Below are 15190 nucleotides of genomic sequence, written 5' to 3'. Positions count from 1 at the left end.
ATGATGGCAGAGAGGTCACACCCGTTCCCATACCGAACACGGAAGTTAAGCTCTCTAGCGCCGATGGTAGTTGGGACCTTGTCCCTGTGAGAGTAGGACGTCGCCAAGCAATTAAAGCACGAGTCATTTGACTCGTGCTTTTTTATTTCCTAAGAAATAGGGAATTGTTGACCTAGTAAAAACAGTAAAACATAGTAAGGGATTTTCTTTGTAGAGATTCCTAAAAATTGATAAATAAATGGGTAATCTTCGGAGGCATAGCTTCCTAATAAGTCGTACCACCAGTCGGTCTCGTAGCGAGAAATCATGCTTAAATTGTAGAGCAATAAATAATGTATGAGTGGTTCTGGTAAGAATAATTTACAACTTCTTACGTCTTTAGTTATTGGCAAATAGTAAGTGCTGGTATTGCAATCAAAAGATAAAGGTGTACTGTACAAAGGGTTCCATGTTTTAGTGGAAGCTGAGAATAGTAGATCAGATTCAAAGGTTTTACTTGGTGTGTACTGTATACTGAGATGTTTACAAGATGTTTCTATGTAACGAGAAAAACGCTCTTTCGTCATATGTAGACGATCAAGTATGTTGGAAGAAAATGAAATATGATGTTCGTCTACCGTATGAACCTTATATAACATTTTCTCTTTTTGACTATACTGGAATAAGGTTTCTAATTCGGGGATTTTCCCCATTAGTTCTAACATAATAAATTTCTCGGCCTCCAAGTGTTTCATGTGAAACATCCGTTCTGCAACATGGGTGAATAATCCATTCTTCTGCACTTTAACCTCATCCTCTAAAAACTGATATCCTTGTTTTTTTCGTTTACGTGTTGTTACTCCATGTGCCAAAACTGTTGTTGTTTCTGGATAGTTAGGATCAACAGTCAATAAGCACGCTTTTAAAAGTTGACTCATTCCATAAAATAACAGCATAGGTTGGATTGAAAAAGGTGCAGTTTTACATAATTCATAATAACTTTTTCCGTGCTCTAAGTAATAAATAAAAGGGTAACAATTTTCGAAGCTTTTTTTTTCAGCGTTTTCAATAGGTAATTTTTCATAACAGCGGGCAAGATAACGCTGTACATGTTGGGATGAAAAAAAGAAACTTAATTGCTGCCAAGTATGAGATGTATGATGCATATATTACGCTCCTTTTATTATCTAAAAATTCTAACATTTACGCACTTTCTTGACAGTATTTTAACCAATTGTTAAGCTACTAATAATAATTTCTGGTATCATGGGGGGAACAATTATGTGGGAATCTAAATTTGTTAAAGAAGGTTTGACATTCGATGATGTATTACTTGTACCAGCGAAGTCAGATGTATTGCCAAGAGAAGTAAGTGTTAAGACAGTTCTATCTGAAAGCTTGCAGTTAAACATTCCTTTAATTAGCGCAGGAATGGATACAGTAACAGAAGCTGATATGGCTATTGCAATGGCACGTCAAGGTGGTTTAGGAGTTATTCATAAGAATATGTCTATCGAGCAACAAGCTGAGCAGGTTGATAAAGTAAAACGCTCTGAAAGCGGCGTTATTTCAGATCCTTTCTTTTTAACTCCAGATCATCAAGTATATGATGCAGAGCATCTTATGGGAAAATATCGTATCTCAGGTGTACCAATTGTAAATAACTTAGAAGAGCAAAAATTAGTTGGTATTATTACAAACCGTGATATGCGTTTTATTCAAGACTACTCTATTAAAATTTCCGATGTAATGACAAAAGAAAAGTTGATTACAGCTCCAGTTGGCACTACGCTAGAAGAAGCTGAAAAGATCCTACAGAAATATAAAATTGAAAAGCTCCCTCTTGTTGATAATAACGGTGTATTACAAGGGCTTATCACAATTAAAGATATTGAAAAAGTAATTGAGTTTCCAAACTCAGCAAAAGACAAGCAAGGTCGTTTGTTAGTTGGAGCAGCAGTTGGTGTAACTGCAGACGCTATTCTTCGTATCGATGCATTAGTAAAAGCAAACGTAGACGTAATTGTACTTGATACAGCTCATGGACATTCTCAAGGTGTCATTGAGAAGGTGAAAGAAGTTCGTGCGAAGTACCCAACACTAAATATTATTGCAGGTAACGTTGCCACAGCTGAAGCGACACGCGCATTAATTGAAGCAGGTGCAAATGTTATCAAAGTTGGTATTGGACCAGGTTCTATTTGTACAACACGCGTTGTAGCTGGTGTTGGTGTACCACAATTAACAGCTGTATATGATTGTGCGACAGAAGCTCGTAAGCACGGTATTCCAGTCATTGCTGATGGTGGTATTAAATACTCTGGTGATATGGTAAAAGCTTTAGCAGCAGGAGCACACGTTGTAATGCTTGGTAGTATGTTTGCTGGTGTAGCTGAAAGTCCAGGAGAAACTGAAATTTACCAAGGTCGCCAATTTAAAGTGTATCGTGGTATGGGCTCTGTTGGAGCAATGGAAAAAGGAAGTAAAGATCGTTACTTCCAAGAAGGTAATAAAAAACTTGTTCCAGAAGGTATCGAAGGCCGTGTGCCATATAAAGGACCTTTAGCTGATACAGTTCACCAATTAGTTGGTGGTTTACGTGCAGGTATGGGGTATTGCGGAGCAAATGACTTAGAATTCTTACGTGAGAATGCACAATTTATTCGTATGTCAGGTGCTGGTTTACGTGAAAGTCACCCACATCACGTACAAATTACAAAAGAGGCACCAAATTACTCTTTATAATGTCTTATATGTAAATAGATGGAGATTTGATATCTCTGTCTATTTTTTTTTGATTATGTTAGAATAACGGTTATGTGAGTACAAAGATATTGGGGGTAACAAAAGTGAAAGGTATGTTTTGCAAGCGATTTATTGCAATAGTAACAGTGCTTACACTATTTTGTAGCATGTTTGTTACATATGGTAGTGCATCGGCAGAAACAGGTGCTGCTTTAAATGTTGAAGCAGGAGCAGCAATTTTAGTAGAAGCAGATTCTGGAAAAATTTTATATCAAAAAAATGCAGATGAATTATTAGCGATTGCTAGTATGACAAAAATGATGAGTGAATACTTAGTTAATGAAGCGGTGGCTAAAGGAAAACTTAAGTGGGACCAAAAGGTAAAAGTTTCTGAATACGCACATATGATTTCACAAGATCGCTCATTATCAAACGTTCCATTAGAAAATGGTGGCTCTTACACGGTAAAAGAGCTATATGAAGCGATGGCAATTTATTCTGCAAACGGAGCAACAATTGCTTTAGCTGAAGCAATTGCAGGTAAAGAAGCAGATTTCGTAAAAATGATGAATGATAAAGCAAAAGAGCTTGGATTGAAGAATTATAAATTCGTAAACTCTACTGGCTTAACAAATCATGATTTAAAAGGACAACAACCTGAAGGTACAACTCCAGACGAGGAAAATAAAATGTCTGCTAGAGATTGTGCAATTTTAGCACAACATCTTATTCAAGATTTTCCAAAAGTATTAGAAACAGCTAAAATTCCGAAAAAAGTATTCCAAGAAGGTGGAAAATATCCTGTTAAAATGGATAACTGGAATTGGATGCTAAAAGGATTAGTTAAGGAATATGAAGGTGTAGATGGTTTGAAAACAGGATCTACTCCAGAAGCTGGAGATTGTTTTACGGGTACAGCTGAAAGAAATGGTATGCGTTTAATTTCTGTCGTTATTAAAACAAATTCTCATACAGCACGTTTTGACGAAACAAAGAAATTGTTTGATTACGGTTTTACAAACTTTGAAGTGAAAAAGGTATATCCAAAAGGATCTGCGGTAAAAGGACATGAAACTGTACGAGTAGAAAATGCGAAAGATAAAGATGTAACAATTCAGACTAAACAAGCAATTGCGCTTCCGATGTTAAAAGGAAGTAAAGACGTCTATAAAACAGAATTTAAAGATGTAAGCAAAGATAAAGAAGCACCAATTAAAAAAGGTACAACACTTGGTCAAATGATTATATCACCTAAAGATAATAATGATCCTGGATTCCTATCAGGTAAATCATTACAAGTAGATCTTATTACAAAATCAGAAGTAGAAAAGGCAAACTGGTTTGTACGTTCTATGCGTGGTATCGGTTCTTTCTTTAGTGGTATTTGGAACAGTGCTGTTGATACAGTAAAAGGTTGGTTTTAAGAGCTCCTCGTTGTAGGAGCTTTTTTTATTCCTATTTTTCATACCGACTTTATGAAAAAGTAGTGGACAAGCCTCTAATAGTTAGTGGTAGAATGTAAGAGTATTCTCAATTTTCGCCGTTAATGGGGAAAAGCAATTCACCTAGGGAGGTTTTTGTACATGACAAATGTAACAGGGACAGAACGTGTAAAACGTGGAATGGCAGAAATGCAAAAAGGCGGCGTTATCATGGACGTAGTTAACGCTGAGCAAGCAAGAATTGCAGAGGAAGCGGGCGCAGTTGCTGTTATGGCACTAGAGCGCGTTCCTGCAGATATTCGTGCAGCAGGTGGCGTTGCACGTATGGCAGATCCAACAATTGTTGAAGAAGTTATGGGTGCTGTATCAATTCCAGTTATGGCAAAATGCCGTATTGGTCACCTCGTGGAAGCACGTGTACTGGAATCATTAGGGGTAGACTACATTGATGAGAGTGAAGTATTAACTCCAGCTGATGAAGTATATCATTTAAATAAACGTGATTACACTGTTCCATTTGTATGTGGATGTCGTGATATTGGAGAAGCAGCGCGTCGTATTGCGGAAGGTGCATCTATGCTTCGTACAAAAGGCGAGCCTGGAACAGGGAACATTGTAGAAGCAGTACGTCATATGCGTCAAGTAAACGCAGAAATCCATCAAGTTGTAAGCCTACGTGAAGACGAATTAATGACATATGCAAAAAATACTGGAGCTCCTTATGAAGTATTACTTGAAATCAAACGTCTTGGTCGCCTACCAGTTGTAAACTTTGCAGCAGGTGGTGTAGCAACGCCGGCAGATGCTGCATTAATGATGCAACTTGGTGCAGATGGTGTGTTCGTAGGATCTGGTATTTTCAAATCAGAAAACCCAGAAAAATTTGCACGTGCTATTGTTGAAGCAACGACACATTACGAAGATTATGAGCTAATTGCAAGCCTTTCTAAAGGATTAGGTACTGCAATGAAAGGTGTCGAAATTTCAACATTATTACCAGAACAACGCATGCAAGAACGCGGTTGGTAATTAAAGGAGATTTTCAAATGGTTAAAGTCGGTGTATTAGGTCTTCAAGGAGCTGTTCGCGAACATGTAAAGGCAGTTGAAGCAAGTGGTGCAGATGCTGTAATTGTAAAGCGTGTGGAGCAACTTGAAGAAATTGATGGCCTTATTTTGCCAGGCGGTGAAAGTACAACAATGCGCCGTCTTATTGATAAGTACGATTTTATGGGGGCACTTCGTGAATTTGCGAAATCTGGTAAACCAATGTTCGGTACGTGTGCAGGTATGATTTTACTTGCAAACAATCTTATTGGTTATGAAGAATCCCACATCGGTGCTATGGATATTACAGTTGAACGTAATGCGTTTGGACGCCAAAAGGATAGCTTCGAAGCTTCCCTTTCGATAAAAGGTGTAGGAGAAGACTTTATTGGTGTATTTATTCGTGCGCCATACGTTGTAAGTGTAGGGGATAACGTAGAAATTCTTTCTATGCACAATGACCGAATGGTAGCGGTAAGACAAGGACCATTTTTAGCAGCTTCTTTCCATCCGGAGTTAACGGATGACCATCGTGTTACAGCATATTTTGTACAGATGGTGAAAGAGGAGAAAATGAAAAAAGTTGTATAAGTAACTTGCAACTTGTGTAAGATTATAGTAAATTGATGGTAACAATTTTATAAAATAAACGTGTTGATAGGAAGTAGTAACAAATGTTGTTTCTTATAGAGAGTCGGTGGCTGGTGGAAACCGATAGAAACAGTTTGTGAATCCATCCTGGAATGAAATGTGGAATATCTTTATGATTAGTAAACATTTCCGGTGAAGAGTCGTTATTTCTACTTGAGAGGAAAGCAATATTGCTTTCAACTAGGGTGGCAACGCGGGTTAACTCCCGTCCCTTTTTACAGGGACGGGAGTTTTTGTGTTTTATAAAATAAAAGGAGGAATATATAATGCTTGATATTAAATTTTTACGTGCGAATTTTGAAGAAGTAAAAGCAAAGTTACAGCATAGAGGTGAAGATTTAACTGATTTCGGTCGTTTTGAAGAATTAGATACAAGAAGAAGAGAGCTACTTGTTCAAACAGAGGAATTGAAAAGTAAACGTAATGAAGTGTCTCAACAAATCTCTGTGTTAAAGCGCGAAAAGAAAGATGCAGAGGCATTAATTTTAGAGATGCGTGAAGTAGGGGAAAAGGTAAAGGATTTTGATAACGAACTTCGTATAGTTGAAGAAGATTTAGAGAGATTAATGCTTTCTATTCCAAATATCCCACATGAGTCTGCACCAATTGGCGAAACAGAAGATGATAACGTGGTAGCGCGTACTTGGGGAGAAGTAAAAGAATTTAACTTTGAACCAAAACCTCACTGGGATCTTGCAACTGATTTAGGAATTTTAGATTTTGAGCGTGCTGCTAAAGTAACGGGAAGCCGCTTTGTATTCTATAAAGGTGCAGGTGCAAGATTGGAACGTGCTTTAATTAGCTTTATGCTGGATCTTCATACTGATGAACATGGATATGAAGAAGTTTTACCTCCGTATATGGTAAACCGTGCAAGTATGACAGGAACGGGACAACTTCCAAAGTTTGAAGAAGATGCGTTCCGTATTGAGAGTGAAGATTATTTCTTAATTCCTACAGCTGAGGTTCCTGTAACAAACATGCACCGTGACGAAATCTTAAGTTCAGAGCAATTACCAATTCGTTATGCAGCATTTAGCTCTTGTTTCCGTTCTGAAGCAGGATCAGCTGGACGCGATACACGTGGTTTAATCCGTCAGCATCAATTTAATAAAGTTGAGCTTGTGAAATTTGTTAAACCAGAAGATTCTTATGAAGAATTAGAAAAATTAACAAATGATGCGGAACGCGTGTTACAATTATTAGGTCTACCATATCGTGTTATGAGCATGTGTACAGGAGATTTAGGATTTACAGCAGCGAAGAAATACGATATTGAAGTATGGATTCCAAGCTATGGCACGTATCGTGAGATTTCTTCTTGTAGTAACTTCGAAGCATTCCAAGCAAGACGTGCGAATATTCGCTTCCGTCGTGAGCCGAATGCAAAACCAGAACCTGTTCATACACTAAATGGATCTGGACTTGCAATTGGACGTACAGTTGCAGCTGTTTTAGAAAACTATCAACAAGAAGATGGTACAATTATAATTCCAGAAGTTCTTCGCCCTTATATGGGAGGAAAAACAGTTATTAAATAAATTGAAACTTTCATCGGTATGAGTGTTGTCAGTAAAAAAATGTAGGAAAAGGAGATTGTTTTTTCCTTTTCCTATAATTTATTATAGTGTACTTGACTAACTGTTTTTCTTTTGATATTATATTTGATGTCAATACGGAGGTATACCCAAGTCTGGCTGAAGGGATCGGTCTTGAAAACCGACAGGCGGCGAGAGTCGCGCGGGGGTTCGAATCCCTCTACCTCCTCCAGATATAATTGACAACAGCGCATATAAGTGGAGATTGGAGAACTCGTTACCAACACGTAACGAGTTTTTATTTTAAAACCAATCAGAAAGTATGATGTAAGGCGGGAAAACGCCTTATGAAACACTCATATTCCGATGATTATCTTCATAGATATGAAAGGAGTCAACATGGATCTTATTATACAAACGTTTCCTTTAGATGGAAAAACTTTATACTATGTACAATGTCCAGTCTGTAAGAACAATAGAATTTTAAATAGTGGTGCAAACGTATCACGTATTATAAGTGATGATACATTCCGTAAACTTTGCGGTTGTACTTGTAATGTGAAGAAAGAATTGAGAAAAGTAGAAGCACCGAAACAAACTACAAAAAAAGAAGTAGCTCCAAAACGTACTGGTAAAGTATTAACAGCAATCATTAATGGAAAAGAAATGACCGTTAAAGAAATTGCTGAGACATATGATATTAGTACAAGTACGGTTCGTCAGCGTATTAATGCTGGGAAACCAGAGAGCGAAATTATTGCTCCAACGAAAAAGAAAAAGTAAGTTAATAGGAAAACCCGTGCATTCGCACGGGTTTTTTATTTTACAAGCTTACGTGTTTGTTTTAAGAAATGACCAATTTTCTTAATAATTGGTTCAATTGAGTCTTCATCTTTTAAAATATCGTATTCATTAATATTTAAGCGTAGGACAGGACATGAATTAAAGTTATTAATCCAGTTTTCATAACGTCCGTGCATTTCTTGCCAATACTCAATTGGAGTTTGTTGTTCCATAGGGCGACCACGTTCTTGAATACGACTGACAATATCATCAAAAGAACCTTCTAGATAGATTAATAAGTCTGGGTGCGGGAAGTAAGGTGTCATAACCATTGCATCGAATAACCCTTTGTATGTTTCATAATCTGTTTCTGTCATTGTTCCTTTTTCGTGATGCATTTTCGCAAAAATGCCAGTATCTTCATAGATAGAACGATCCTGTACAAAGCCACCGCCGTATTCGAAAATTCTTTTTTGTTCTTTAAATCTTTCTGCTAAAAAATAAACTTGTAAGTGAAAGCTCCAGCGCGTGAAATCAGCATAGAACTTATCTAAATATGGATTTGAATCTACTTTTTCAAATGATGTTCGGTAACCTAAAGCATTGGCAAGTGTGGTTGTCATAGTTGATTTACCAACGCCAACTGTACCAGCAATTGTAATTACTGCATCATTTGGTATATCATACTTTTCCCTTAAATTCATTGCTATTTCGTCCCCTTTAAGAGTGTATTTTGGAGAGTGGATAAAATTACATTTAGATCGTCACTGTTCTTCACGAAATCCATGTTATCTCCATTGAATTTTAATACTGGAATATCAGGATGGTCCTTTTTAAAAGCATCCATTGCCGTTTCATAATCTTTAGTGAGTTGTAGTAAGTAATTTGGATCCATGTTTTTCTCAAATTCACGTCCACGCATTGCAATTCGTTTTTGTAATGTTTCTAGACTTGCTGTTAAATATACAATGACATTTGGTACGGGCATATCTTGCGTAAGAATACGATAAATTTGCATGTACTTGTCATATTGAGCGTCTTTTAATGAGCGAGATGCAAAAATTAAATTTTTAAGTATATGATAATCTGCTACCACTGGTTTACGCTGATTCAAGTATTTTATATTAATGTCTTCCAATTGTTTATAGCGATTGCAAAGAAAGAACATTTCTGTTTGAAAACTCCATTCTTCAATGTTTTCATAAAATTTCCCTAAGAAAGGATTTTCATCGACAATCTCTTTTAATAAATGGAGTTGCATGTGAGCTGAAATTTCCTTCGCTAGTGAAGTTTTTCCAACACCGATAGGTCCTTCAACCGTAATAAATGGTACTCCGGTCACGCTGTTTCCTCCTTTCAATTCATAATTTCCTGTAAATACAAAGCACAAAACAGAATTATTGTAGCACAAGAGGGAAGCAAGCGGACTAATTTGTCATAAAAAGTTGGAAAATCGACGCACGCTATTCAAGTTTTAATTGAAAAGAGGGTGTAATATTTGCCTTTAATGTTGTTTCCATTATTTTTAAAGCGTGTTTATTATCTTGATCAGAGTTAGAAGCAGTGCAATCTTGAGGTACATATAGAGTATAGTTCCTCATATGAGCGTCATTGGCTGTAAAAAGAATGCAGATGTTTCCTGCAATCCCTGTTATGATAAGTTTTTCAACTTTTAAATGTCCTAATAAAGAATTTAAGGGAGTTTCATAAAATGCTGAATAATGTGGTTTAATAAACACATAATCATCTGCCCCGGGAGCGATTGCTTGTATAATATTTTTGCTATAATCATTTGTACAATGAGTAATAAGTTGATCGATATCAGCTCTCCATAGTTGATAATGATCGTTAATATAAATAACAGGATAACCATTCATTTTCATTGTTCGTTTTAAGTGTAAAATAGGCTCTATAATTATTTTACATTTTTGTGCAAGGGTTGGTCCATGCGAGAATTGGAAGTCGTTAATCATGTCAATAATGAGCAATGCGGTATTTTTCATATGTAATCACCCTTCCTTTTTCTTTAGAGTGGATTGAATGTGTGAAAGTTATCCCGTATCTGTAAGGAGAAGTGTAATTGAATAGTATGTATATAAATATAAATTGAAAAACTGACATAAAACCTTCCTTTTTGGGCTGGAGAGAGAATCCAATCATAGGTAGAAGCGGTCAGATCCTTTTCCTACGCCATGTCAAGTGAAAACAAAAGGATAAAATGAGTGGAGTTTACTTTTTGTTCTGCGTAGCAGGGGGTTATATGTCCAAAAATCAAAATGGATTGATATAGTAGTAAAGGGTTATAATACTTTATTCGTAATGAGAGGACTGTATTATGGAACAAGATATTTATTTTATGCAGCTTGCAATAGAAGAAGCGAAGAAAGCTGAAGAAATACAAGAAGTTCCGATTGGAGCTGTTATTGTACTCGGTGGGGAAGTAATCAGCGTTGCTCACAATTTAAGAGAGACAGAGCAACGATCAATTGCTCATGCAGAGTTATTAGCTATAGATGAAGCTTGTAAAAAGTTAGGTACGTGGCGTTTAGAAAATGCAACGTTATACGTTACATTAGAACCATGTCCGATGTGCGCAGGTGGAATTGTGTTATCCCGTGTAAAACGTGTCGTATATGGTGCAAGTGATCCAAAGGGTGGATGTGCAGGCACTTTAATGAACCTTTTAACGGACGAGCGTTTTAATCACCAATGTGAAGTAGTATCTGGTGTGATGGAAGAAGAATGTGGCATGTTGTTAACGAATTTTTTTAGAGAGCTTCGTAAAAGAAGGAAAGAGAAGAAGGAAAAATTGGATAAAAATACAGGTGCTTAACATATTTGCAATTTATGAAGAAACAAGTTATACTGATATTGCCTTCATTAAGGCAACCGAATATTGGTTTTAACTTTGCCGTGCTAAGCGGGGAGGTAGCGGTGCCCTGTACTCGCAATCCGCTCTAGCGAGGCCGAATCCCTTCTCGAGGTTATGTTACTGTAAGGCCTGCCTTAAGTAAGTGGTGTTGACGTTTGGGTCCTGCGCAACGGGACCCCGTGAACCTTGTCAGGTCCGGAAGGAAGCAGCAATAAGCGGGTTTTCTCGTGTGCCGCAGGAGTGCCTGAACCGAGCTAACTGCTTAAGTAACGCTTATGGTACGTAATCGACAGAAGGTGCACGGCAGTTATATATGTATACAAAACTCACCTTATATAAAGAGGTGGGTTTTTTGTATAGAAAATAACTTTTGGAATCTATAAACAGAATGGGTTATAATATACAAGATAATAACCTTTGAGGGAGGCCGTATTTTCGTGTCATACCAAGCGTTATACCGAACATGGAGACCGCAAAATTTTGAAGATGTAGTCGGTCAAAAGCACGTAACAAAAACGTTGCAAAATGCCCTTCTTCAAGAGAAAGCTTCGCATGCTTATTTATTTTCAGGCCCGAGAGGAACAGGTAAAACGACAATTGCAAAAGTATTTGCAAAGACAATTAACTGTGAGCATGCTCCAGTAGCTGAACCTTGTAATGAATGCCCTGCGTGTTTAGGCATTACACAAGGGTCTATTTCGGATGTATTAGAAATTGATGCGGCTTCAAATAACGGTGTAGATGAAATTCGAGATATAAGAGATAAAGTAAAGTATGCCCCAAGTGCAGTGAGATATAAAGTATACATTATTGATGAGGTCCACATGCTTTCTATGGGAGCTTTTAATGCGCTTTTAAAGACGTTAGAAGAACCACCACAACATGTTATCTTTATTTTAGCGACTACAGAGCCTCATAAAATCCCACCTACAATCATTTCACGCTGTCAACGTTTTGAATTTCGGAAGATATCAGTACATGATATTGTAGAGAGATTAGCGACGGTTGTTACAAATGAAGGTACAAAGGTAGAAGATGAAGCATTACAAATTGTTGCGCGTGCTGCTGAGGGTGGTATGCGTGATGCACTCAGTCTGATTGACCAAGCTATTTCTTATAGCGATGAAGTAGTTACGACTGAAGATGTCTTAGCGGTAACAGGTTCTGTTTCTCAACAATATTTAGGTAACCTTGTAGAATGCATGCGCGAGAATGATGTATCAAGAGCATTGCGTATTATTGATGATATGATGAGTAAAGGAAAAGACCCAGTTCGTTTTATGGAAGATTTTATTTACTATTATCGTGATATGCTCTTATATCAAACTTCACCACAATTGGAACATATGTTAGAACGGGTAATTGTAGATGACCAGTTCCGTATGCTAAGTGAAGCGATGCAACCTGAGATGATTTATGAAATTATTCATACGCTTAGCAAGGGGCAACAGGAGATGAAGTGGACAAATCATCCGCGGATTTTCTTAGAAGTTGTTATGGTGCAACTTTGCCAGCAATTTATGGTGCAGACGAATGGTGCAGACCGTTTGCAAGCAATTATGAATAGAATGCAACAACTAGAAAAAGAACTAGAACATGTGAAGAAGAATGGTGTGCCAGCTGGTGCGCAACAGGAAGTAAGAGAGACACGTACAACGCCAAAACCTGTGCGGACAGGAAGTATGAAAATACCTGTTGGACGGGTACATGAAGTATTAAAGCAAGCGAAACGCCAAGATTTAGAGCAATTAAAAGGTATATGGGGTGAGTTGCTAGGAAGACTTAAATCCTATAATAAAGTAGCGTTTGCTGTATTATTAGAGAATAGTGAACCAGTTGCAGCTTCTGAAGATTCTTATGTGTTAGCTTTCCAATATGAGATACATTGCAAAATGGCAAGTGAAAATCGTGATGCAATGGATACCGTAGAACAAATTCTTTTTGAATTGTTGAGTAAAAGGTTGAATATGATTGCAATTCCAAAGAGTGAGTGGGGGAAAATTCGCGAAGAATTTTTACAATGTGAAGGTGGGAATTCAGAAGAAGCTGCGGAACAAAAAGTAGATCCTCTCGTAGAAGAGGCGGTAAAGTTAGTAGGGCAACAACTTATTGAAATAAAAGAATAATAACAATTAGGAGGAATTTATTATGATGCGTGGCGGAATGGGAAATATGAATAACATGATGAAACAAATGCAAAAAATGCAAAAGCAAATGGCGAAAGCACAAGAGGAACTTGGTGAAAGAACAGTTGAAGGTACAGCTGGCGGCGGAATGGTTACCGTTATTGTAAATGGTCACAAGCAAATTCTTGAAGTGAAAATTAAAGAAGAAGTTGTAGACCCAGAAGATATCGAAATGTTACAAGACCTTGTGTTAGCTGCAACAAATGATGCACTTAAGCAAGCTGAGGAACTTTCAAACTCTACAATGGGGCAATTCACAAAAGGCTTAAACTTACCAGGTGGAATGTTCTAGTAGGAGGATATTGATATATGCATTATCCAGAACCGATTTCGAAGCTTATCGATAGCTTTATGAAGTTGCCAGGGATTGGTCCGAAAACGGCAGTCCGATTGGCTTTCTTCGTGTTAGATATGAAAGAAGAAGACGTATTAGATTTTGCTAAATCACTTGTAAATGCAAAGCGGAATTTAACATACTGTTCTGTTTGTGGACATATTACAGATCGTGATCCTTGTTATATTTGTGATGATTCACATCGTGACCAATCGGTTGTTTGTGTTGTACAGGAAGCAAAAGATGTAATCGCAATGGAAAAAATGAAAGAATATCAAGGTGTCTATCATGTGCTTCGTGGTGCAATCTCACCAATGGAGGGAATTGGACCGGAGGACATTAATATTCCACAGTTATTAAAAAGGTTACAAGATGAAACTGTACAAGAAGTTATTTTAGCAACGAACCCGAATATTGAAGGGGAAGCTACAGCGATGTATATTTCCCGCCTCTTAAAACCGACAGGTATTAAAGTGACTCGTATTGCGCATGGTCTTCCCGTTGGTGGGGATTTAGAATATGCGGATGAAGTAACGCTATCGAAGGCTCTAGAAGGCCGTAGAGAAATATAAGAGGAGAAATCAAAATGTTTTTTCAAAAAAAGGGCAAGTTGCGAAAAGAATATGATGATAAGTTAATTGCTGCATTAGAAAAAGTGAAGAATGAGTGGTTACGTCAAAAAAGGATGGTAGAACAAAGTGTCGAACCATCTCAAGATGTACTATGTTCTTTGAAAATAGCAGAAGCAAAATACTTTTTCTTACTAAAAGAAGCAAAAAGACGTCCTGTAAAAATGGAGCAATGGTAAAAGACCCTGTTTTTAAAATAGGGTCTTTTCTTTATACTATTATTCTCGGGCGGCGAAATCTCAATCTAAAAATGCAGCGGAATTATAAGTGATCAATTGCTCGTAAAATCCCGATCAGTGAGAACTAATAATTAGTAGGGATGAATCTCCACACTGAATAAAATAATTGAACGGTATTTTTTGTTTCCTTGTCCCATACAAATAGAGTGTATAGGTTATATAAGGAGGGGGAAAATGAACTCTACATTGATTATTGGTGGAATTCTTGCTTTGGTACTTGTTTTGCTGATTTTTGGCGCCTCAGTGAAACCGTTGCAATTCATAGGAAAGATATTCGTTAAAGTAATGATAGGTGTAGTATTATTGTTTGCCGTTAATGTGATTGGAACATATTTTGGTTTTCATATTCCAATTAATATTGGTACAGCTTCTATTTGTAGCATTTTGGGGGTACCGGGTATTTGCGCTTTAGTTATCATTAAATTATATATAATGCCAGGATGAATAACATTTTGGCATTTATTTTAAAAAAGTGAAAAATAGTGTTGACTTATTAATTATTAATGTGATAAATTAATAAGCGTCGTCAACGACACAAGAAAAAAGAAGTTGACGAAGTGATTGAGAAATGTTATATTATAAGAGTCGCTGAAACGCGATGTTGAACTTTGAAAACTAAACGAAACAAACAACGTGAAACGTCAATTTTTATTTTAGATGCTAGACAAACTAACTTTATTGGAGAGTTTGATCCTGGCTCAGGATGAACGCTGGCGGCGTGCCTAATACATGCAAGTCGAGCGAAT

General features: G+C 37.1%; 16 protein-coding genes, 1 tRNA gene, 2 rRNA genes, 1 other RNA gene and 1 other annotated feature. Of the genes, 16 read left to right on the top strand and 4 right to left on the bottom strand.

The window, feature by feature from the left end; genetic code table 11:
• Positions 1-109, top strand: a 5S ribosomal RNA gene (gene rrf, locus C568_RS0128880); the annotation flags it as partial.
• A 40-nt stretch (positions 110-149) separates the two neighbouring features.
• Here the strand turns inward: rrf and C568_RS0128875 are convergent.
• On the bottom strand, positions 150-1145 hold the full coding sequence (locus C568_RS0128875) for a YaaC family protein (RefSeq protein WP_018783553.1): 996 nt from the start codon (positions 1143-1145) through the stop codon (positions 150-152).
• Positions 1146-1260: 115 nt separating this feature from the next.
• Here C568_RS0128875 and guaB point away from each other — a divergent pair, with 115 nt between their 5' ends.
• The 7 genes from guaB (at position 1261) to C568_RS0128840 (ending at position 8184) form a co-directional block, all read left to right on the top strand.
• A complete protein-coding gene (gene guaB / locus C568_RS0128870; RefSeq protein WP_018783552.1) occupies positions 1261-2724 on the top strand; it encodes an IMP dehydrogenase in 1464 nt (487 codons plus the stop codon).
• Positions 2725-2828: 104 nt separating this feature from the next.
• Positions 2829-4148, top strand: a complete 1320-nt coding sequence (locus tag C568_RS0128865) for a serine hydrolase (RefSeq protein WP_018783551.1) — start codon at positions 2829-2831, stop codon at positions 4146-4148.
• Between the two features lie 159 nt (positions 4149-4307).
• Positions 4308-5195 (top strand): pyridoxal 5'-phosphate synthase lyase subunit PdxS, encoded by an 888-nt coding sequence (gene pdxS / locus C568_RS0128860; protein WP_003194186.1) that lies wholly within the window; start codon positions 4308-4310, stop codon positions 5193-5195.
• Positions 5196-5212: 17 nt separating this feature from the next.
• Positions 5213-5803: a pyridoxal 5'-phosphate synthase glutaminase subunit PdxT gene (pdxT, locus tag C568_RS0128855; RefSeq protein WP_003194184.1), complete on the top strand. Its 591-nt coding sequence runs from the start codon at positions 5213-5215 to the stop codon at positions 5801-5803.
• A gap of 54 nt (positions 5804-5857) precedes the next feature.
• Positions 5858-6079: a binding site (T-box leader), on the top strand.
• 50 nt (positions 6080-6129) lie between these two features.
• Positions 6130-7404, top strand: coding sequence for a serine--tRNA ligase (serS, locus tag C568_RS0128850; RefSeq protein ID WP_003194183.1), 1275 nt, complete (start codon positions 6130-6132; stop codon positions 7402-7404).
• Between the two features lie 136 nt (positions 7405-7540).
• Positions 7541-7633: transfer RNA gene (locus tag C568_RS0128845), tRNA-Ser, on the top strand.
• A 167-nt stretch (positions 7634-7800) separates the two neighbouring features.
• Positions 7801-8184: a DUF3797 domain-containing protein gene (locus C568_RS0128840; RefSeq protein WP_003205423.1), complete on the top strand. Its 384-nt coding sequence runs from the start codon at positions 7801-7803 to the stop codon at positions 8182-8184.
• Positions 8185-8219: 35 nt separating this feature from the next.
• Here C568_RS0128840 and C568_RS0128835 read toward each other — a convergent pair whose 3' ends face one another.
• The 3 genes from C568_RS0128835 to C568_RS0128825 all read right to left on the bottom strand — a co-directional run bounded on the left by C568_RS0128835 (position 8220) and on the right by C568_RS0128825 (position 10187).
• Positions 8220-8888: a deoxynucleoside kinase gene (locus C568_RS0128835; RefSeq protein WP_003194179.1), complete on the bottom strand. Its 669-nt coding sequence runs from the start codon at positions 8886-8888 to the stop codon at positions 8220-8222.
• Positions 8889-8890: 2 nt separating this feature from the next.
• Positions 8891-9526 carry a deoxynucleoside kinase gene (locus C568_RS0128830; RefSeq protein ID WP_006093065.1) on the bottom strand — a complete coding sequence of 212 codons (636 nt, stop codon included), beginning with the start codon at positions 9524-9526 and terminating at the stop codon, positions 8891-8893.
• A gap of 121 nt (positions 9527-9647) precedes the next feature.
• Positions 9648-10187 (bottom strand): isochorismatase family cysteine hydrolase, encoded by a 540-nt coding sequence (locus C568_RS0128825; RefSeq protein WP_018783550.1) that lies wholly within the window; start codon positions 10185-10187, stop codon positions 9648-9650.
• Positions 10188-10519: 332 nt separating this feature from the next.
• Between C568_RS0128825 and tadA the strand changes: the two genes are divergently transcribed.
• The 8 genes from tadA to C568_RS0128790 form a co-directional block, all read left to right on the top strand.
• The gene (gene tadA / locus C568_RS0128820; RefSeq protein WP_003194173.1) at positions 10520-11017 is read left to right on the top strand and encodes a tRNA adenosine(34) deaminase TadA; all 498 of its coding nucleotides are present in this window, start codon (positions 10520-10522) and stop codon (positions 11015-11017) included.
• Between the two features lie 78 nt (positions 11018-11095).
• An RNA gene (ffs, locus tag C568_RS33925) (signal recognition particle sRNA large type) lies at positions 11096-11360 on the top strand.
• 133 nt (positions 11361-11493) lie between these two features.
• Positions 11494-13182, top strand: a complete 1689-nt coding sequence (gene dnaX, locus C568_RS0128815; protein ID WP_018783549.1) for a DNA polymerase III subunit gamma/tau — start codon at positions 11494-11496, stop codon at positions 13180-13182.
• 25 nt (positions 13183-13207) lie between these two features.
• A complete protein-coding gene (locus C568_RS0128810) occupies positions 13208-13534 on the top strand; it encodes a YbaB/EbfC family nucleoid-associated protein (protein ID WP_006093062.1) in 327 nt (108 codons plus the stop codon).
• Positions 13535-13551: 17 nt separating this feature from the next.
• Complete coding sequence (recR, locus tag C568_RS0128805) at positions 13552-14148, top strand: recombination protein RecR (protein WP_018783547.1); 597 nt, start codon at positions 13552-13554, stop codon at positions 14146-14148.
• 14 nt (positions 14149-14162) lie between these two features.
• Positions 14163-14384 (top strand): YaaL family protein, encoded by a 222-nt coding sequence (locus C568_RS0128800; RefSeq protein WP_003194164.1) that lies wholly within the window; start codon positions 14163-14165, stop codon positions 14382-14384.
• A 234-nt stretch (positions 14385-14618) separates the two neighbouring features.
• On the top strand, positions 14619-14888 hold the full coding sequence (locus C568_RS0128795; protein WP_018783546.1) for a pro-sigmaK processing inhibitor BofA family protein: 270 nt from the start codon (positions 14619-14621) through the stop codon (positions 14886-14888).
• Positions 14889-15119: 231 nt separating this feature from the next.
• A 16S ribosomal RNA gene (locus C568_RS0128790) occupies positions 15120-15190 on the top strand; the annotation flags it as partial.

This window comes from Bacillus sp. 95MFCvi2.1 (genome assembly GCF_000374965.1).
In the GTDB taxonomy this organism is placed as follows: Bacteria; Bacillota; Bacilli; order Bacillales; family Bacillaceae_G; genus Bacillus_A; species Bacillus_A pseudomycoides.
The sequence above is the reverse complement of the archived record's forward strand: the minus strand, read 5'-3'. Positions and strand labels throughout refer to the sequence as shown.